This window comes from Sphingopyxis sp. (genome assembly GCF_034380315.1).
Taxonomy (GTDB): Bacteria; Pseudomonadota; Alphaproteobacteria; order Sphingomonadales; family Sphingomonadaceae; genus Sphingopyxis.
This window is the reverse complement of the sequence record NZ_JAXMPB010000002.1, coordinates 297,736-317,212: the sequence shown is the minus strand read 5'-3', so window position 1 is coordinate 317,212 and position 19,477 is coordinate 297,736. Positions and strand designations below refer to the sequence as shown.

20 protein-coding genes are annotated in these 19,477 nt (G+C 64.3%); 11 read left to right on the top strand and 9 right to left on the bottom strand.

The features are described 5' to 3' along the window. Positions 1 to 21 precede the first annotated feature (21 nt). The 9 genes from glmU (at position 22) to U0S50_RS04520 (ending at position 6,663) form a co-directional block, all read left to right on the top strand. Positions 22 to 1,380: a bifunctional UDP-N-acetylglucosamine diphosphorylase/glucosamine-1-phosphate N-acetyltransferase GlmU gene (gene glmU, locus U0S50_RS04560; RefSeq protein WP_322307576.1), complete on the top strand. Its 1,359-nt coding sequence runs from the start codon at positions 22 to 24 to the stop codon at positions 1,378 to 1,380. 4 nt (positions 1,381 to 1,384) lie between these two features. Then, entirely contained in the window at positions 1,385 to 1,939 is a 555-nt protein-coding gene (locus U0S50_RS04555) for a GNAT family protein (protein WP_322307575.1), read from the top strand. Further along, positions 1,936 to 2,250: a hypothetical protein gene (locus tag U0S50_RS04550; protein ID WP_322307574.1), complete on the top strand. Its 315-nt coding sequence runs from the start codon at positions 1,936 to 1,938 to the stop codon at positions 2,248 to 2,250. Before U0S50_RS04555 ends, U0S50_RS04550 begins: the two co-directional genes overlap by 4 nt. 9 nt (positions 2,251 to 2,259) lie before the next feature. After that, a complete protein-coding gene (locus U0S50_RS04545; protein WP_322307573.1) occupies positions 2,260 to 2,895 on the top strand; it encodes a Pr6Pr family membrane protein in 636 nt (211 codons plus the stop codon). Between the two features lie 30 nt (positions 2,896 to 2,925). Then, positions 2,926 to 3,150, top strand: a complete 225-nt coding sequence (locus tag U0S50_RS04540) for a CopG family transcriptional regulator (protein WP_322307572.1) — start codon at positions 2,926 to 2,928, stop codon at positions 3,148 to 3,150. Next, positions 3,147 to 3,515: a PIN domain-containing protein gene (locus U0S50_RS04535; RefSeq protein WP_322307571.1), complete on the top strand. Its 369-nt coding sequence runs from the start codon at positions 3,147 to 3,149 to the stop codon at positions 3,513 to 3,515. The genes U0S50_RS04540 and U0S50_RS04535 overlap by 4 nt, the downstream gene beginning before the upstream one ends. Positions 3,516 to 3,531: 16 nt before the next feature. Next, complete coding sequence (gene glmS / locus U0S50_RS04530) at positions 3,532 to 5,355, top strand: glutamine--fructose-6-phosphate transaminase (isomerizing) (RefSeq protein ID WP_322307570.1); 1,824 nt, start codon at positions 3,532 to 3,534, stop codon at positions 5,353 to 5,355. A 178-nt stretch (positions 5,356 to 5,533) separates the two neighbouring features. Further along, a complete protein-coding gene (locus U0S50_RS04525) occupies positions 5,534 to 6,214 on the top strand; it encodes an HAD family phosphatase (RefSeq protein WP_322307569.1) in 681 nt (226 codons plus the stop codon). A gap of 50 nt (positions 6,215 to 6,264) precedes the next feature. Then, entirely contained in the window at positions 6,265 to 6,663 is a 399-nt protein-coding gene (locus U0S50_RS04520) for a DUF6157 family protein (RefSeq protein ID WP_322307568.1), read from the top strand. Between the two features lie 83 nt (positions 6,664 to 6,746). Here the strand turns inward: U0S50_RS04520 and U0S50_RS04515 are convergent, their stop codons facing one another. Further along, entirely contained in the window at positions 6,747 to 7,652 is a 906-nt protein-coding gene (locus tag U0S50_RS04515) for an SDR family oxidoreductase (protein WP_322307567.1), read from the bottom strand. 193 nt (positions 7,653 to 7,845) lie between these two features. On the opposite strand from U0S50_RS04515, the gene U0S50_RS04510 reads away from it, so the two are divergent. After that, positions 7,846 to 9,231, top strand: coding sequence for an OprO/OprP family phosphate-selective porin (locus U0S50_RS04510; protein WP_322307566.1), 1,386 nt, complete (start codon positions 7,846 to 7,848; stop codon positions 9,229 to 9,231). Between the two features lie 64 nt (positions 9,232 to 9,295). On the opposite strand, the gene U0S50_RS04505 is transcribed toward U0S50_RS04510, so the two are convergent. The 7 genes from U0S50_RS04505 to U0S50_RS04475 all read right to left on the bottom strand — a co-directional run bounded on the left by U0S50_RS04505 (position 9,296) and on the right by U0S50_RS04475 (position 15,830). Beyond that, the gene (locus U0S50_RS04505) at positions 9,296 to 9,679 is read right to left on the bottom strand and encodes a hypothetical protein (protein ID WP_322307565.1); all 384 of its coding nucleotides are present in this window, start codon (positions 9,677 to 9,679) and stop codon (positions 9,296 to 9,298) included. 106 nt (positions 9,680 to 9,785) lie between these two features. Continuing rightward, positions 9,786 to 10,484: a phosphate regulon transcriptional regulator PhoB gene (phoB, locus tag U0S50_RS04500; RefSeq protein ID WP_322307564.1), complete on the bottom strand. Its 699-nt coding sequence runs from the start codon at positions 10,482 to 10,484 to the stop codon at positions 9,786 to 9,788. Next, positions 10,484 to 11,203 (bottom strand): phosphate signaling complex protein PhoU, encoded by a 720-nt coding sequence (gene phoU, locus U0S50_RS04495; RefSeq protein ID WP_322307563.1) that lies wholly within the window; start codon positions 11,201 to 11,203, stop codon positions 10,484 to 10,486. Before phoU ends, phoB begins: the two co-directional genes overlap by 1 nt. 25 nt (positions 11,204 to 11,228) lie before the next feature. Beyond that, positions 11,229 to 12,011, bottom strand: coding sequence for a phosphate ABC transporter ATP-binding protein PstB (gene pstB / locus U0S50_RS04490; RefSeq protein ID WP_322307562.1), 783 nt, complete (start codon positions 12,009 to 12,011; stop codon positions 11,229 to 11,231). Between the two features lie 2 nt (positions 12,012 to 12,013). Continuing rightward, positions 12,014 to 13,228, bottom strand: a complete 1,215-nt coding sequence (gene pstA, locus U0S50_RS04485) for a phosphate ABC transporter permease PstA (RefSeq protein WP_322307561.1) — start codon at positions 13,226 to 13,228, stop codon at positions 12,014 to 12,016. A 49-nt stretch (positions 13,229 to 13,277) separates the two neighbouring features. Next, positions 13,278 to 14,654, bottom strand: coding sequence for a phosphate ABC transporter permease subunit PstC (gene pstC, locus U0S50_RS04480; protein ID WP_322307560.1), 1,377 nt, complete (start codon positions 14,652 to 14,654; stop codon positions 13,278 to 13,280). 126 nt (positions 14,655 to 14,780) lie between these two features. Then, a complete protein-coding gene (locus U0S50_RS04475) occupies positions 14,781 to 15,830 on the bottom strand; it encodes a substrate-binding domain-containing protein (RefSeq protein ID WP_322307559.1) in 1,050 nt (349 codons plus the stop codon). 160 nt (positions 15,831 to 15,990) lie between these two features. Here U0S50_RS04475 and U0S50_RS04470 point away from each other — a divergent pair, with 160 nt between their 5' ends. Next, on the top strand, positions 15,991 to 16,350 hold the full coding sequence (locus U0S50_RS04470; RefSeq protein WP_322307558.1) for a putative quinol monooxygenase: 360 nt from the start codon (positions 15,991 to 15,993) through the stop codon (positions 16,348 to 16,350). Positions 16,351 to 16,489: 139 nt separating this feature from the next. On the opposite strand, the gene uvrA is transcribed toward U0S50_RS04470, so the two are convergent. Then, complete coding sequence (gene uvrA / locus U0S50_RS04465; protein ID WP_322307557.1) at positions 16,490 to 19,396, bottom strand: excinuclease ABC subunit UvrA; 2,907 nt, start codon at positions 19,394 to 19,396, stop codon at positions 16,490 to 16,492. Positions 19,397 to 19,477 lie beyond the last annotated feature (81 nt).

The window sequence follows — 19,477 nt, the reverse complement described above, 5'->3', positions numbered from 1 at the left end:
AAACCGCAATGATTTGCTGGCATGGCGTCGGGCATGAACAAAGCAATCGCCGCCATCATTCTCGCCGCGGGCAAGGGCACCCGCATGAAATCCGACCTGCACAAGGTTCTGCACCCGATTGCAGGGCGGGCGATGCTCCTGCACCTCCTCGACGGGCTCTCTGGGCTGGACCTTGCTGCAACCGTCGTCGTCGTGGGCGACAAGCGCGAGCAGGTCGAGCAGGCTTTGGACGGGTCGGGTGCCAGCGTCGCGGTTCAGGATCCGCAGCTTGGCACGGCCCATGCGGCCTTGCAGGCGAAGGACCGGCTTTCGGGTTTCGATGGCCTGGTCCTCGTTTGCTTCGGCGACTGCCCCAGCTTGACGGCCGCCACGGTGCGGCGTTTGTGCGAAGCGCTGGATGGCGATGCGCGGGTCGCGGTTCTTGGCTTCCGGCCCGTCGACAGCGGTGCCTATGGACGGATCATCGCCGACGCCAACGGCCATGTGCGAAAGATGGTCGAGCACAAGGATGCGACCGCCGAGGAACGCGCGACGGACCTTTGCAATTCGGGGGTCATCGTTGCCCGGTCGCAGCATATGTGGCGCCTGCTCGAAGCGGTCGGCAACGACAATGCGGCGGGCGAATATTATCTGCCCGATGTCGCGATGGGCGCGATCGCGGAGGGGGCGCGGGTCGTCGTCGTCGAGGCCGACGAGCATGAGGTCGCCGGGATCAACAGCCGCGCCGAACTCGCGGCGGCGGAAGCGCAGTGGCAGGCGTTCAAGCGCGAAGAGGCCATGGCGAACGGCGCCTCGCTGCGCGCCCCGGAAACCGTTTGGTTTTCGTGGGATACCGAACTCGGCCGCGACGTGACGATCGAACCCAATGTCGTGTTCGGCCCCGGCGTGAAGATCGCCGACAATGTCGTCATCCGCGCGCACAGCCATATCGAGGGCGCGAGCATTGCCAGCGGCTGCGAAGTCGGCCCCTTTGCGCGGCTGCGTCCCGGGACGATCCTTGATGAAAAGGCGAAGGTCGGCAATTTCGTCGAGACCAAGAAGGCGCATTTGGGCAAGGGGGCAAAGGCCAATCATCTGACCTATCTGGGCGATGCCACAGTGGGGGCCGGGGCGAATATTGGCGCGGGCACCATCACTTGCAATTATGACGGCTATTTCAAATATCAGACGGTAATCGGCGACAATGCCTTCATCGGATCGAACAGCGCGCTCGTGGCGCCGGTAAAGATCGGCCAGGACGCGATCGTCGCGGCGGGCAGCGCCGTGACGCGCGACGTCGCCGACGGCGAACTGCGGCTGGTTCGCGGCGAACAGCTTGTAAAGCCCGGCTGGGCCGACCGCTTCCACGATGCCATGCGCAAGAAGAAAGCAGGAAAATAGTCAAATGCCAGCCCCAACCCTGATCGCCGACCGGCTGATACTCCGTCAACTGCGGGCCGATGATGCCGAGGCGCTCTTTCCTGTCCTGTCCGACACCGATGTAATGATCTGGTGGTCCAGTGCCGCGCATGAAACGCTCTCCGAAACCAGGGCCTATGTTGCGAAAAATGCGGAAGAGGGGCAGGGCTTTCAATGCTGGGCGATCACGGTCGGTGACGATGTGGCGCGTGGGTGGGTCATATTGATGGACGGCAAACCGGGCGTGAAGGAAATCGGCTATATTCTCCATCGGGACAAATGGGGCAGCGGCATCGCTCGGGAGGCCGTTGCGCGCGTGATCGACTATGGGTTCGACGAACTTGGTTTGCGCCGTATCTTTGCCGACACCGATCCGGAAAACAGCGGATCGATCGGACTGCTCGGACGGCTGGGCTTTCAGCAGGAAGGCTATTTACGGGCTGAGTGGGAGACGCACATGGGCGTGCGCGATACGCTGATCTTCGGCCTGCTCCGCGATGAATGGGCAGACGGCCGGGAATATGGGAAAGCGGCGGCATGAGCGATCGTTACAGTGAGGCACCTTTTCTGCGTTTCGTCGATGCCTGGGTGCTGAAGGCAATCGGCCATCTCGACGATGCCACCGACGCCTATTGCACCGCGATGGTGCCCAGTCTTGAGAAGAGTTTTGGCATCAAGGGAAGCTGGCCCGACATCGTCGCCAAACAGATGAACTTTGCCCCTGATCTGCCCGCGCAGATTCTGCGCATCTGGGCTGAAGGCAAGGCACGCTATGAAGAAGGGAATGGCGAACCCGCCGACCCCGTGCAATTCGCGATGATCTTCGTCGATCGGAATTTCGCACAGCGCTAGGGGGCGGGCATGGACGCGGCGGGACGGACCGGGCAGATTCGGATTGTTCACGGAATCGCGGCGCTGGTCGCCTGGACCGGGCTCGGCCTTCAGCTTGGCCTGTTGGTCCGTGACTATTTGGCCGACGGGTTGTCGGCCGGGGCGGCGCTCTGGCGCTTTCTGGGCTATTTCACCATCGTCACCAACCTGTTCGTCGCCCTGGTCGCGAGCGCCGCGGCGCTGGCTCCCCGGCACCGTCTGGCATCGCCGCGCGTGCGCTTTGCCGCTCTGTGCGCCATTTTGTTGGTGGGCATCGTCTATTCGCTTGCGTTGCGGCATGTGTGGGATCCGCAAGGGTTGCAGGCTGTGGTCGATCATGCGCTGCACGATGCGGCGCCGCTGCTGTTCCTGCTCGGCTGGTTATACGCCCCGCACGGGATGCTTGGCTGGCGCGATCTTGTCTGGGCGCTTCCCTTTCCGCTGGCTTATCTGGCCTATGCGGTGGCGCGCGGTGCGGTGGAGGGTTGGTACGCTTATTATTTCCTAGACCCGTCGCATCAGGGCTGGGGCGCTTTCTGGGGCACGGTGGCGGCGATCGTCGCAGGTTTTTTGGTCATGGCCGCGCTGATCCTGATGCTCGACCGGTGGCTCGCTCGCCGGGCTTGAATTGATATCATGATATGATATCAGCGCGTCATGCGTTTCCTCGCCGACCTTCCCGACGACGATGTCCAATGGCTCGACGCGCTCGCCGTTGAACAGGGCGTGTCGCGGGCCGAACTCGTGCGCCGGGCGGTGGCGACCTATCGGGCAGAGGTTTCGGGCGACGCGATCGACAATGCGTTCGGTCTGTGGAAGGCGCGGGCCGACATTGGCGACGGCCTGAAGTATCAGCGGCGCCTTCGCGGGAAGCGCGAATGATCGCGGCACAGTTCGACAGCGACATTTTGTTCGATGCGCTGAACGGCGTAGAGGCGGCGCGTGCCGAAATCCGGCGCGCGGGTCGTCGCAGCATCAGTCGTATCAGTTGGACCGAGGTGATGGCCGCGGCAGAGCCGGTCGATGTAAAGGCGGTCGAGGCTTTTCTAGGCTGTTTCCAGATCGAGGAAGTCGGCGATGCGGTGGCGCGCCGCGCGGCGGCCCTGCGCGCCGAGCGCAAGGGGCTGACGCTTGCCGACGCCTTTGTACTGGCCACGGCCCAGTTGACCGGACGCATTCTCGTCACACGGAATATCAAGGTTTTTCCGGCATCGATGCCGGGCATTCGTATCCCCTATACCCTCTAGCGAAAGCCAGCGAAGCATGTGCGGAATTATCGGAATTGTCGGCAAGGACCAGGTCGCGGATCGGCTGGTCGACGGCCTCAAGCGCATGGAATATCGCGGGTATGATTCGGCGGGCGTGTGTACGGTGGAGGGCGGGGCGCTTGTCCGCCGCCGCGCGGAGGGCAAGCTTGTCAATCTGGTAAAGGAACTGGCGACCAACCCCGCGCCGGGAACCCTCGGCATCGCGCATACGCGCTGGGCGACCCACGGCGCGCCGACGACAAGCAACGCGCATCCCCATGCGACCGGAGAGGTCGCGTTGGTGCACAATGGGATCATCGAGAATTTCAAGCCGCTTCGCGAGGCGCTCACGGCGCGTGGGCGCCGCTTCGAAAGCGATACCGATACAGAGGTCGTCGCGCACCTCGTCAGCGAACAGGTCGAAGCGGGCAAATCGCCGCAAGCGGCGGTCCAGGCGGTTCTGCCGCAACTGCGCGGTGCCTTTGCGCTGGCCATCGCCTTTCGCGGCCATCCCGACCTCCTGATCGGTGCGCGGCTCGGCTCGCCGCTGGTCGTCGGCTATGGCGAAGGGGAGACCTATTTGGGCTCCGACGCCTTGGCGCTCGCGCCGCTGACCCAGAAAATCGCCTATCTCGAAGAGGGCGACTGGGTCGTCATCACCCGCGACGGCGCGCAGATATATGATACCGAAAACAATCCCGTGACGCGCGAGATCACGACGTCGGGCGTCACCGCCGCGACGATCGAGAAAGGCAATTATCGCCACTTCATGCAGAAGGAGATTTTCGAGCAGCCGACGGTGGTGGCGCAGACTCTCTCCTCCTACATCCGCCCGCTCGAACAGACCGTTGCGCTGCCGCAGATGGATTTCGACCTAAGCGCGATCGACCGCATCACCATCGTCGCTTGCGGCACCAGCTTCTATGCCGGCATGGTCGCCAAATATTGGTTCGAAACCTTTGCCCGCGTCCCCGTCGACATCGATGTCGCGTCCGAATTCCGCTACCGCGACCCCGTGCTCCAGCCCGGCGGGCTCGCGCTCTTCATCTCGCAGTCGGGCGAGACCGCCGACACGCTTGCGGCGCTGCGCCATTGCAAGGCCAATGGCCAGACGATCGCGGTCGTCGTCAATGTGCCGACCAGCAGCATGGCGCGCGAGGCCGACCTGTTGCTCCCCACCCACGCCGGCCCCGAAATCGGCGTCGCCTCGACCAAGGCCTTCACCTGCCAGCTCGCGGTGCTCGCGGCGCTCGCGGCGCATCTGGCGCTCAAAAAGGGCAAGCTCAGCGCCGCCGACGAACGCGACATCGTCAAGCATCTGATCGAGGCGCCCGCCGCGCTCAACGCGGCGCTTGGGCATGACGAGGAAATCGCCGCGATGGCGCACCTCGTCGCCCCGGCGCGCGACGTCCTTTATCTGGGGCGTGGCCCCGACTATCCGCTCGCGCTCGAAGGTGCGCTCAAGCTCAAGGAAATCAGCTACATCCATGCCGAAGGCTATGCCTCGGGCGAAATGAAGCACGGCCCGATCGCGCTGATCGACGAGGCGGTTCCGGTCATCGTCCTCGCGCCCTCGGGTCCGCTCTTTGAAAAGACCGTCAGCAACATGCAGGAAGTGATGGCGCGCGGCGGCAAGGTCGTGCTGATCAGCGATGCCGAAGGCCTCGCCGAAGCCGGCGACGGCTGCATGGCGACGATCGAGATGCCCAAGGTCCACCCGCTGATCGCGCCGCTGGTTTACGCGGTGCCGGTGCAATTGCTGGCCTATCATGTCGCGGTGGCGAAGGGCACCGACGTCGACCAGCCGCGCAATCTGGCGAAGTCGGTGACGGTGGAATAGGCGCGCCTTCGCCTCGGGCTGACGGTGTCGGTGTTTGCGAGTTTTGTGGGGACAAGCGGATGCCCGCGGGGCAATGCGGCAAGCTGGTTGCCATCGTGGTCAACGGCGTTATCCCGGACAAGGGAAAAGGCCAAAGCCGCCGGTGGCGTGGCCAGGAACCGGGTCCTATAGAGGCGCCATGTCTCTCCCCGATCTTATGCCCCCTGGTGTGAAAGCCATCATCTTCGACTTCGACGGCGTCGTCGCCGACAGCGAGGTCCGCGCGAACCGTTCGCTGTCGGAAAGCCTGACCGCGATCGGCATGCCCGCCACCTATGAGGAATGCCTGCGCGACTATTACGGCCATAATTGGCAGGAGACGCAGCGGCTGATCGAGGCGCGGTTTGGGCGTCCGCTGCCCGCCGATTTTCGCGAACGGCATCGCGAGCGGGCGCGCGCACGCTTCATGGAGGGCTTTGACGCGGTGCCGGGTGTCGCCGCCTTTCTCGATACGCTGGGCTCTCTGCCGCGTGCGATCGCTTCGTCCAGCCGTGCCGAATATATCGACTGGGCTCTCGGCCTGTTCGGACTCGGTCATCATTTCGGCGGCCATGTGTACAGCGCCGATGGATGGGACCGCGGCAAGCCGCATCCCGACATTTATCTCGCTGCGGCGCGCGGGCTTGGCATCGCGCCCGCGCAGTGCCTGGCGATCGAGGATTCGCCGACGGGCGCGATGGCGGCCTTGTCGGCGGGAATGTCGGTCATCGGTTTCTGCGGTGCCGGACATATTCTCGACCGGGCGGCGCATGGAGAAAGGCTGCGTGCCGTTGGCGTGCAGCGGCTTGCCTTTGAATTCCAGGAGATTAGTCTTTCCTGAGCTGGCCGCCGCGGCCGGTCGTTCGTTCGGCAGATAAAGGGGAGCCCCGGGTGGCGCACAGCAGCAATTATCATTCGACACTGATCGCCATCGCGCCCGATTGCGCCGCAACCACCGGCGTCGTCCCGCCCAAGCCCGACAGCGTTGCCGGGCGCCATCACGCGATGCTCACAGCTGCGCCCTACAGCATGACCAGCGACGATCTGTTGTTCGCCGTTCATGCGGCCCGAAACGGCCTGCCCGAAACGGCGGAGCATCGTGCCGAATTTTTTGCAAAGCCGAAGGCGTGCCTGCGGGCGTCGCCGCTTCCCAAGCAATATGGCTGGGGGATTCACCATGATGCGGAGGGGCGGATCGCACTCTATGCGGTGGGCTCCGCCGATTATGTCAGGCTCCAGAATGATCCCCGGACCCGGACGGTTGCTGCGGTGCGGAGCAAGCGCGCCTGACGCGCGCTACTCCCGTCACATCGCCACCCCGCTGCATCGCGATCCCGGCCGCACCGGGCCGGGATCGCGATGGCGTTCGGTTGTCAGCCTGCAAGCGCCTGCAGCGCGTGCATCACCACCACCGACTGTTCGCTTCCCGACTGGGGCACGATTTCGCCGCTGCGGTCGATGATCCTGTCCCAATGGGCGGCCACGCCCTCGGGGGTGCGCTCTCCTTCGGGAAGCGCCACGCCCGGGGTCGCGGTGATATAGGCGGCGTGATAGGCGCCCGCACCGGCACCGACGATCATATTGGTCGGCGCATCCTCGCTGACGAGGAACAGCGCGGCTGGAACGACATTTTCGGGCGTGAATTTTTCGAACAGTTCGGGCGGAAAGATATCCTCGGTCATCCGGGTGCCCGCCACCGGCGCAATGGTGTTGCAGCGGATGTTGTATTTCGCGCCTTCGAGGTGAAGCGTCTTGGTCAGGCCAGCGAGCCCGAGTTTCGCCGCGCCGTAATTGGCCTGGCCGAAATTGCCGTAAAGTCCGGTCGACGAAGCGGTCATCAGGATGCGGCCATAGGCCTGGTCGCGCATCAGGTCCCAGCACGCCTTGGTGACGTTGGCGCTGCCGATCAGGTGGACTTTCACCACCAGGTCGAAATCGGGCATGTCCATCTTGGCGAAGCTCTTGTCGCGCAGGATGCCGGCATTGTTGATCAGAATGTGGACGCCGCCCCATTCTTCCTTCGCGCGCGCGACCATTTCGACCATCTGTTCATATTCGGTGACGCTGCCGCCGTTCGACATGGCGGTTCCGCCCGCGGCGCGAATTTCCTCGACAACCTGCAGCGCGGCGTCCGAATGGCCGGTGCCGTCGCGTGAGCCGCCCAGATCGTTGACCACCACCTTGGCGCCCCGCCGTGCGAGTTCGAGGGCATAGGCCCGGCCAAGGCCGCCGCCCGCCCCGGTAACGATGGCAACGCGGCCGTCAAATTTGATGCTCATGATGGTCTCCCGAATGACGTCTGGAAAAGTTTCGCATGAAAACGCGACTGTCCTTAGCCCAAGCGGCGGGGCAGGCAAGGGGAGATAAAAATGGCCATCGCAACAAAAATGTCACGCATTTGACGTGCAACTGTCATTTGTTGGTCATAACAGCGCCCCCAGATCGTCACCTTTACGCAATGGAGCGAGACCCATGCGCCGATTTCTGACTGCCGCCCTGCTCGGAAGTACCATGCTGGCCCTGCCGGCGACCGCCCACGCCCAGTCCGCGGCCCAGCCGATGACCGCAGAGGAAGCCGCCGCGCTGCGCGCCGAACTGGCGGCGCTGAAGGCGCAGGTTCAAACGCTGGAAGCGCGGCTCGACGTCGCTACCGCCCAAGCCGCGGCACCGGCACCGGCCACCGCGCCGCTTTCGGCTGTTCCGGCCAAATCGCCCGATACCAAGCCCGCAACCGAAATCACCTGGAAGGGCGCGCCGGAAATCAAGCGCGAGGATGGCTGGAGCTTCAAGCCGCGCGGCCGCATGCAGGTCGATCTTGCCGGGATCGATACGCCTGACGGCGTGACCGGGATGCGGGGTGGGCTCGCTACCGAGTTCCGCCGCGTCTATCTGGGGTTCGACGGAAAGATCCCCGGCGGCTTTGCCTATCGGGTGGAGGCCGATCTGGCGAACAGCAGCGTCGAACTCACCGACGTCTATCTGACTTACGGCACCGGACCGCTTTCGGTCACGGTCGGACAGGTCAAGCCCTTCTGGTCGCTTGACGAGATGACCAGCGACCTTTTCACCAGCACGATGGAGCGCGCCGCCTTCACCCAGGCCTTTGGCTTCGAACGCCGCGTCGGCTTGTCGGCCCAGTATAAGGCCGGGGCGTTCTTGCTGCAGGGCGGCGTCTTTGGCGCCAATGCCAGGGATCTGCTGAACGACGCCAATCAGGCGATCAGCGTCGACGGCCGCGCCGTGTGGATGCCCAAGCTTGGCGAGACACAGCTTCACCTTGGCGGCTCGATCCACCTTCGCGATTTCAACGATCCGGCGGCAACGGTGCGGTATCGGGCGCGTCCCTTTGCGCACACGACCGATGTGCGGCTTGTCGATACCGGCGCCATCGATGCCAAGGGCGAGCGCGGCATGGGTCTGGAGGCGGCGTTGCTCAGCGGGCCCTTCCATGTCGCGGGCGAAGCCTTTTGGCAGACCGCACGCCGCACCGGCGCGCCCGACCCGACCTTCTTTGGCGGCTATGCCGAGGCGGGGATGGTGCTGACCGGCGGCGACAGGCGCGGGTATAAGGATGGCGCCTTCGACCGGTTGAAACCATCCCGGCCGATCACGGCCGGGGGGATCGGCGCCTTCGAACTGAACGCTCGCTATGACCACCTCGACCTCAACGACGGCGGGCTGATCGGCGGACGACAACAGGCGGCGCTGCTCTCGCTCGTCTGGGCGCCGATCGACTATGTCCGCGTCACCGCCAACTATGGAAAGCTGTGGATCGACAACGCCCGGATCGCAGCGACGAATGGCGACCGCGACTATAGCGCCGATACGTTCGGGTTGCGGACCCAGGTTGATTTCTGATCCGCTTGACCGGTCCGTCCCGGCGCAAGCCGGGGCGGGCGGTCATCGTCCGGGCGCCGCAGGCCTATCGAGCGTTCGATCCGCGGGCGGCGGCCCGGAAAAAGACTGCCGCGACGAGCCACAACAGCGTTAACGCGCCACTCGAAAACAGCACGCCGGCGCCGCCATCGGGCAGGCCGGCGGTCGTTGGGGCGGTGGCGATCGACAGGCCGAACAAGGCTTGCATGATGGCGGTGCCCAGCATCGCGCGCGCCATTCCGGCGGAGGCCAAACGGGCCGCAAAGGCACCGACGGCAGCGGCCATGACGATCAGGAACCAGCCCATCCCCGTGCCGTCGTCACGGACGATCGTGCTCCATATCGTAACAAAGGCGGTGCCGATCGCGACCCCCGCGCCGATCCGATAATAGAGCGCGCTGCGCCGTGCCGATGGATCGGTCTTCGCCATCAAATGCCCTCCGGCCGGAATGTCGCGGCGGGATCACCATAGCGCACGCTCTTGTCGCGCGCCATCGCGGCTTGGGGCGGTGCAAGGGCACCCGCCCCGATCGGTATCAGACACTTTTTCCGGCATCGAGGGCATAGCCCGCCGATCGCACTGTGCGGATGATGTCGGCGGTGCCGGGCAGGTTGATCGCCTTGCGCAGCCGACGAATATGAACGTCTACGGTGCGCAGTTCGATGTCGCTGTCCTGGCCCCATACGCTGTCGAGCAACTGTCCGCGCGAAAAGACGCGGCCGGGATGTTCCATGAAATGCCGGAGCAGGCGGAACTCGGTCGGCCCCATGTTCACCACCTGGCCGCTGCGCACCACCTTGTGCGCCACCGAATCGAGCTCAATATCGGCATAGCTCAGCATCTCGCCGGCCAGCGCGGGGCGCAGGCGGCGGAGCACCGCCGACACGCGGGCGACCAGCTCGCGCGGGCTGAACGGCTTGGTGACATAATCATCGGCGCCGGTCTCGAGGCCGCGGATGCGGTCTTCTTCCTCGCCGCGCGCGGTCAGCATGATGATCGGGACGTTGGCCGACTTGGGGTTGCGCCGCAGGCGGCGGCATACCTCGATTCCGGGCAGGCTTTCGATCATCCAGTCGAGCAGGACGATGTCGGGTACGCGCTCTTCGACCAGAACCAGCGCTTGTTCCCCGTCGGGGGTCTGGCGGACCGAAAAACCCTCGCGCGCGAAGTGCCAGACGATGAGCTCGGCAATCGCCTCGTCATCCTCGATCAGCAACAGGTCAGGCTGGGGCATCAGCCTTGCTCCTGCTCCGCGGCGCCGTCCTCGGGCTGTTCGCCGCGCTCGCGTTCCTCCATCCGCTCGCCGGTCACGACATAATAGACCATCTCGGCGATATTGGTCGCATGGTCGCCCATGCGCTCCAGATTCTTGGCGACGAACAGCAGATGCGCGCTTTCCGAAATCAGCTTCGGATTTTCCATCATGAAGGTGACGAGGGTGCGAAAGATGCTGTTATAGAAATCGTCGACATTCTTGTCGCGAACGGTGACGCGGATCGCCAGTTCGGCGTCGCGCGCGGCAAAGCTGTCGAGTGCGTCGTGAACCAGTTCGATCACCAGGCTCGACATCGACATCAGCACCGGGATCGCTTCGATCGACCGCGTCTGGTCCATCAGGGCGACGCGCTTGGCGATATTCTTTGCATAATCGCCGATACGCTCGACGACTGACACGATCTTCAGCGCCGCGATCATCTCGCGCAAATCGTCGGCCATCGGCGCACGCAGCGCAATGGTCTGCACGGCCAGCTGTTCGACCTCGGCTTCCAGTGCGTCGATCTTCTTGTCGTCGCGTACCACCTGTGCGGCCAGTTCCTGGTCGCCCTTGCTCAGCGCGGCCATGGCCTGAAGCAGCGCCTGTTCGGCGCGCCCGCCCATTTCGCTGATCAGCCCGCGCAGGCGGTTGAGGTCCTCGTCGAAAGCCTTGACCGTATGATCGTTCGTTAGTGCCATCACTCTTGTCCTCTTGCGCCGCGGCTTAGCCGTAGCGGCCGGTGATATAGTCCTTGGTGCGTTCCTGCTTCGGATTGGTGAATATGTCGGTGGTCTTGCCATATTCGACCAATGTGCCGAGGTGGAAAAAGGCGGTGCGCTGCGACACGCGGGCCGCCTGCTGCATATTGTGGGTGACGATCACGATCGCATATTTGCCGCGCAGGTCGTGGATCAGTTCCTCGATCTTCGCCGTCGCGATCGGGTCGAGCGCCGAACAAGGCTCGTCCATCAAAATGACTTCGGGATCGACGGCGATCGCGCGGGCGATGCACAGCCGCTGTTGCTGGCCGCCCGACAGCGCGGTGCCGCTTTCGCCAAGCCGATCCTTGACCTCGTCCCACAGCCCGGCGCGGGTCAGCGCGCGTTCGACGATGACGTCAAGGTCGGCCTTGGTCGCAGCGAGCCCGTGGATGCGCGAGCCATAGGCGACATTGTCATAGATCGACTTGGGAAAGGGGTTCGGTTTCTGGAACACCATGCCGACCCGGGCGCGCAGCTGCACCACGTCCATCGACGGCGCGTAAATATCCTCGCCATCGAGTTCGATGCGGCCGGTAACGCGGGCGCTGGCGACCGTGTCGTTCATCCGGTTGAGCGACCGCAGAAAGGTCGATTTGCCGCAGCCCGACGGGCCGATGAAGGCGGTGACAAGGTCGGTTCCAACGTCGATCGAAACGTCGTTGATCGCCTGTTTTTCGCCATAGAAGACATTGACCCCCTGGGCCCGCATCTTGGGATCGGCGATGTGAAGATCGTCTTGGGTCATGGTCACCAGCGTTTTTCGAATTTGTTGCGGAGATAGATGGCGAGGGCGTTCATCGACAGCAGCACGACCAGCAGTACGATGATCGCGGCAGAGGTTTTCTCGACGAAGCCGCGGTCGACCTCGTCGGACCAGAGGAATATCTGCATCGGCAGCACGCTCGACGGCGAACAGATGCCGCCGGGTACGTCACCGATGAAGGCGCGCATTCCGACGAGCAGCAAGGGAGCGGTTTCGCCCAGCGCGCGCGCCATGCCGATGATCGTTCCGGTCAAGATGCCGGGCAGGGCAAGGGGCAGGACATGGTGGAACACCACCTGCACCGGGCTGGCGCCGACCCCCAGCGCCGCGTCGCGGATCGATGGCGGCACCGCCTTGATCGCGTTGCGGCTGGCGATGACGATCACCGGCATCGTCATCAGCGCGAGCGTCAGCCCGCCGACCAGCGGGCTTGCCTGGCAGATGCCGAACCAGTTGATGAACACCGCGAGTGCCAGCAGGCCAAAGATGATCGACGGGACGGCGGCCAGATTGTTGATCGACACCTCGATCAGGTCGGTCCAGCGGTTCTTGGGCGCATATTCCTCCAGATAGAGGGCGGCGAGCACCCCGGTCGGAAAGGCGATCAGAAAGGCGATGAAGATCGTCAGTACCGACCCCTTCAGCGCACCCCAGATGCCCGCGACCGCGGGGTCGGTGGCATCGGCGTTCTTGAAGAAGGGCCAGTGAATGCCCGTCGACAGCTTGCCCGCCTTTTCCAGTTCGGCGACGCGCTCGCCCAGCGCGCCCTTCGCGCCTTCCTTGGCGGCGATGTCGATCTGGCTCGACGCGGGCAGTTCAAAGACCGTCTTGCCTTTCAGCAGGTCGGGGTCGTCGCGAATCTCGCGGCGCACTTCTTTCCACGCATTCTCGCTGATCAGTTCGGACCCGCCATCGCCCAGCGCCTCGTCGGCGGCAAAGGCGACAATGTCGGCCAGCCCGGCATTGGCGATCACCTGATCGGCATCGGGATCGTCCAGCCGGCCCGCGTCGATCGTCAGCGGGGTCGCGGCAAAATCGATCGGCACCGCGACATGGGTATAGGTGAAACCGCGCGCGCCATTACCGACCATCACGAACAGCAGAAAGGCAAGGAAGGCACCCGAGGCCAGAACGGCGGCCAGCCCCATCAGCCGGAAGCGGCGTTCGGCGGCATAGCGGCGGGCGATGCGCGTCTGCATTGCCGCGCCTTTCCAGTCGGTCGGGGCCGTGGAGCGAGAGGAGGCGTCCCTATTCATAAGCTTCGCGATACTTTTTGACGATGCGCAGGGCGACGATGTTGAGCAGCAGCGTGACGAGGAACAGCACGAGGCCGAGCGCAAAGGCGGCGAGCGTCTTGGCGCTGTCGAACTCCTGGTCGCCGGTCAGCAGCTTGACGATCTGCGCGGTCACCGTGGTGACGCTGGCAAAGGGGTTGGCGGTCAGATTGGCGGACAGGCCCGCGGCCATCACGACGATCATCGTTTCGCCGATCGCGCGGCTGACGGCGAGCAATATGCCGCCCATCACCCCGGGCAGGGCGGCGGGGATCAGCACCTGGCGGATCGTTTCATTGGGCGTCGCGCCCAAGGCCAGCGATCCGTCGCGCATCGCCTGCGGCACTGCGTTGATGCTGTCGTCGGCCATCGACGAGACGAAGGGGATGATCATCACACCCATCACGATACCCGCGGCGAGCGCACTTTCGGTCGAGGCGTTGGGGATGCCGATCATCACCGCAAATTCGCGCAAGGCAGGGGCAACGGTCAGCGCGGCGAAATAGCCGTAAACCACGGTCGGAACCCCGGCCAGAATCTCGAGCAGCGGCTTCACCCATTTGCGCACCGCGGGGGCGGCATATTGGGTCAGATACACCGCGGTCATCATGCCGATCGGGATGGCGACGATCATCGCGATGATCGCGCCGATCAGCACCGTGCCCCAGAACAGCGGAATGCCGCCGAACGTATCCTTGACCGCGGCGCCGCTCTGCGGGTTCCAGTGGGTGCCGAACAAAAGCTCGGCGGGCGATACGAGCTGGAAAAAACGGATCGATTCGAACAGCAGCGACAGCACGATGCCGAATGTGGTCAGGATCGCGACGAGCGAGGCGAGCAACAGCACGCCCATCACGATCCGTTCGACCCGGGTGCGGGCGCGGAAATCGGGCTTTAGCCGGGTAAAGGCATACAGCCCCCCGGCGAGTGCCAGCGCCAGCATCGCGGCGATGCCGATCATGCCGTAATGGCGGGTCGCGTCGGCATAGGGTTCGACCAGCGCCGCTGCGGCGGGCAGGCGTACGGCGGCCTGCGCCCCTTGCGCGACATTGCGTGCGTCGGACAGGATGGCGGCACGTTCAAAACCAAAGGCGGGCAGGCTCTGCGCGGCTTCGCTCGCCAGCACCTGATTGGTGATCAGCGCGGGCGAAACGCTCGTCCAGACGGCCAGAAAAATTGCGGCGGGGGCGAACAGCCACAGCGCGACGTACCAGCCGTGATATTGCGGGCGCGAATGCAGCTTGATGTTCGCGCGGCTCGCCAGCATCGTCGAGCGCGCGCGGCCGGCCAGCCAGCCGATCAGGCCAAGGCCAGCGACAAGCAGCAAAAGGGCGGCGGGGTTGAAACTCACGTGGCTGTTCCGAACCTTCTCAATCCGTTCGCTTTCGGCGCGATCGCGGCGCTGTGGGCGCGAACGGGAGTAGGGAAAAAGGCGGCGGCCGGAAAGGGCGAACCTGCTCCGACCGCCAGCGGGGGGTTACTTCAGCACCGATCCGTCGAGCGGCGTCATGTTCGTCGCATTGGCGGTCGCGGTGGCGGCGACATCCTTGGGCGATACGATCAGGCCCTTGGCGGCCAGATAGCTGCCTTCGCCCGCGCCTTTCAGGAATTCGGCGACATATTCGGCGATGCCGGGGATCACCCCGACATGGGCCTTCTTGACATAGATGAACAGCGGGCGCGAACCCGGATAGCTGCCGTCGGCGATCGCGGCATAGGTCGGGGCGACGCCCTGCACCGGAACCGCCTTGATCTTGTCCTTGTTGGCATCGAGATAGGAAAAGCCGAAAATGCCCAGGCTCGACGGGTTCTTGTCGAGTTTGGAGATGATCAGATTGTCATTCTCGCCCTGCTCAACATAGAAGGGCGCGCCGCGCAGACCGGTGCACACCGCGTCATGCTTGTCCTTGTCGGCGTCCTTCAGCGCCTTCATTTCGGGGTTGGCGTCGCAACCCTTGCCCATGATCAGTTCCTTGAACGCATCATAGGTGCCGCTGGTCGACGGCGGGCCAAAGACCGAGATGGCGACCGCAGGCAGCGCCGGGTTGACGTCCTTCCACGTCTTCGCGGTGTTGGGCTTGCCATAGGGGTTGGCGGCCAGCGCCTTGTACACATCTTCTTCCGACAGTTCGAAACCGGGGCCGCGCGCCGCTTCGCCCAGCGCGATGCCGTCGATGCCGACCTGGATTTCGACGATGTCCTTCACGCCATTGGCGGTGCAGGTGTCGAATTCCTTCTTCTTCATGCGGCGCGATGCGTTGATGATGTCGGGGGTGTCGCCGCCGACGCCCTGGCAAAAACGTTCAAAACCGCCGCCGGTGCCGGTCGAATCGATCTTCGGGGTCTTGTTGCCGGTCGCTTCGGCGAATTTTTCGCCCGCCGCGGTGGCAAAGGGATAGACGGTGGAGGAACCGACGGCGCTGATATAATCGCGCGCCGCGCCGCCGGACGAAGCCTGGTCCTGGCAGGCGGAAAGCGCCAGCGCGCACAGTCCGGCGCCGGCGGCAAGAGCGATTTTCTTGACCATGAAACTGTCCTGTCGGGGGTCGTTACCGAACCAAGCCGCCACCCCCGCGGCGACTCGCTGAGCCGCCAATGGGGGTTTTGTGTGACGTGTTTGTGACAGAGACCGTCATGGAAGTGTCATGGAGCATGTTCCGGCGCCATGACTCGCTGGCGAGCAAGAAATGCGCCATGCTGGCCTTGCGCCCTTTCGTGACGTGATCCAGTTTACTGAAATGATCCTCATAACCGGCCACGTCGTCCTCACCCCCGAGCATCGCGGGCGTATGATCGCGCTCGGCGCCGAGCATAGCGCGCGGTCGCGCGGCGAGCCGGGGTGTCTGGCGCATCATTGCCACATCGATGTCGAAAACCCCGACCGGCTGGTGTTCGTCGAGGAGTGGGAGGGCGTCGATGCGGTGCGCGCCCATTTCGCGCTGCCCACCGCGCGCGCCTTCGTTGCCGAGATGCGCGCGCTGTCGCCGGCGCCGCCGGTGATCCGCATCCATGCCGCCGAGGATATAACCGCGACGTTGATGGGGTAGGGGGCGGTTCCGCGCGTTGCGGTCTTCCCCACTCTCGTCACCCCGGACTTGATCCGGGGTCCCGCTAAACGACCTTGAAAAGCGGGGCCCCGGATCAAGTCCGGGGTGACGGTGAAGAAAGCATGGGGGGCGTTCGGCCCTATTTCCCCAGCAACGGCGCCAGATATTGCCCGGTAAAGCTGCGCGGTTCCTGGACCACATCCTCCGGCGTCCCCGCCGCGACGACTTCGCCGCCCTTGACCCCGCCTTCGGGGCCCATGTCGATGATCCAGTCGGCGGTCTTGATGACGTCGAGATTATGTTCGATCACCACCACGCTATTGCCCTGATCGACCAGCGCCTGCAACACCTCCAGCAGCTTTCGAACATCCTCGAAATGCAAGCCCGTCGTCGGCTCGTCGAGGATATAGAGCGTCTGCCCGGTCGAACGCCGCGATAACTCCTTGGCCAGCTTTACCCGCTGCGCCTCGCCGCCCGACAGCGTCGTCGCCTGTTGCCCGACCTTGATATAGCCAAGCCCGACGCGGACCAGCATCGCCATCTTGTCGCGGATCGCCGGCACCGCCTTGAAAAACTCCGCCGCATCCTCGACCGTCATGTCGAGCACGTCGGCGATGCTCATCCCCTTGAACTTCACCTCCAGCGTTTCGCGGTTATAGCGTTTGCCGTGGCAGGTCTCGCACGTCACATAGACGTCGGGCAGGAAGTGCATCTCGATCTTGATCAGGCCGTCGCCGGTACAGGTTTCGCACCGCCCGCCCTTGACATTGAAGCTGAACCGCCCCGGCTTGTATCCGCGCGCCTGCGCCTCGGGCAGCCCGGCGAACCAGTCGCGGATGACGGTGAAGGCGCCGGTATAGGTCGCGGGGTTCGACCGCGGGGTGCGGCCGATCGGCGACTGGTCGATGTCGATCACCTTGTCGCAATGTTCGAGGCCGGTCAGTCGGTCGTGCGGCCCCGCGACCAGCCGCGCGCCGTTCAGCGTGCGCGCCGCGCTGGCATAAAGCGTGTCGATGACCAGGCTCGACTTGCCCGACCCCGACAGGCCGGTGACGCAGGTAAAGGTGCCGAGCGGGATCGTCGCGGTGACATTGGCAAGATTGTTCGCGCGCGCGCCGGTCAGCACCAGGTCGAACCCGTTGCCGGGGCGGCGGTGCGCGGGCACCGCGATCTGCTTGGCGCCGGTCAGATAGGCGGCGGTCAGGCTTTTCTTGCTTGCCAGCACCTGTTTCAGCGTGCCCTGCGCGACGATCTCGCCGCCATGAACCCCCGCGCCGGGCCCCATGTCGACAATATGATCGGCGGTGCGGATCGCGTCCTCGTCATGCTCGACGACGATCACCGTATTGCCAAGGTCGCGCAGCCGCCTCAGCGTCGCGAGCAGCCGGTCATTGTCGCGCTGGTGAAGGCCGATAGACGGTTCGTCGAGCACATAGAGCACGCCCGACAGGCCGCTGCCGATCTGGCTGGCAAGCCGGATACGCTGGCTTTCGCCGCCCGACAGCGTGCCCGAGGTGCGATTGAGGTTGAGGTAATCGAGCCCCACATTGTTGAGGAAACCCAGCCGCTCGTTGATTTCCTTCAGTATCGCCTTGGCGATCTGGCGCTGCTGTTCGCCGAGCTTGTCCTCGAGCGTGCTGAACCAGTCGAGCGCGTCGGCGACCGACCGCTGCGCCGACAGGCTGATGTCCTCGCCCGCGATCTTGACCGCCAGCGGCTCGGGGCGCAGCCGGGCGCCGTGGCAGGTTTCGCACGGCTGGGCGGTCTGATACTTGCCCAGCTCCTCGCGCATCCAGGCGCTTTCGGTCTGCAACATGCGGCGATTGAGGTTGCCGATGACGCCTTCGAACGCCTTGTGGGTGGTATAGCTGCGCTTGCCGTCCTTGAAGGTCAGCTCGACGGGCATTCCGCCGGTGCCGTGGAGGATGATCTGCTGCACCGCGCCGGGCAGGGCCTGCCACGGCGTGTCGAGCCCGAAGTCATAGGCTTTGCCCAGGCTTTCCAGCACTTGCATATAATAGGGCGAGGGCGGGTTCGATTTCGCCCACGGCACCACCGCGCCCTTTTTCAGGCTGAGCGCATGATTGGGGACGACCAGATCGGGGTCGAACTCCAGCCGCTCGCCAAGCCCGTCGCACGCGGGGCAGGCACCCTGCGGTGCGTTGAAACTGAACAGCCGCGGTTCGATCTCGGCGATCGTGAAGCCCGAAACGGGGCAGGCGAATTTTTCGGAAAAGATGATGCGGTTCGCGGGGATGCCCGCGCCCTTCATCTTCTGTTCCTGCGCGCTGCCGCTTTCCTCTTCTTCGCGGCCCGGCACCGTGCCGTCGGCAAGGTCGATATAGGTCAGCCCCTCGGCCAGCTTCAGCGCGGTTTCGAAACTGTCGGCGAGCCGCGTTTCGATACCGTCGCGCACGACAATGCGATCGACGACAACCTCGATGTCATGCTTATACTTCTTGTCGAGCGCCGGGGCGTCCTCGATCTCGTAAAATTCGCCGTCGATGCGGACGCGGGTGAAACCCTCTTTCTGCCACTGTGCCAGTTCCTTCCTATACTCGCCCTTGCGGCCGCGCACGACCGGGGCGAGCAGATAGGCGCGGGTGCCTTCGGGCAATTGCATCACGCGGTCGACCATCTGGCTGACGGTCTGGGCGCTGATCGGTTCGCCGGTCGCGGGCGAATAGGGGATGCCGACGCGCGCCCACAAAAGGCGCATATAGTCATAGATTTCGGTGACGGTCGCGACGGTCGAGCGCGGGTTGCGGCTGGTCGTCTTCTGTTCGATGCTGATCGCCGGCGACAGGCCGTCGATATGTTCGACATCGGGCTTTTGCATCATCTCCAGGAACTGGCGGGCATAGGCCGACAGGCTCTCGACATAGCGGCGCTGCCCTTCGGCATAGATGGTGTCGAACGCCAGGCTGGATTTTCCGCTGCCCGACAGGCCGGTGATGACGATCAGGCTGTCGCGCGGCAGATCGACGTCGACGCCCTTCAGATTATGCTCGCGCGCGCCGCGCACCGAAATATGGGTGAGACTCATGGGAGAGGTGTGTTCCAGATTTGTTCTTGGTGCGCAAGGGGGCGCATCGGTCGCTTTTGAAGATTAAGTGTGAAGATAGGG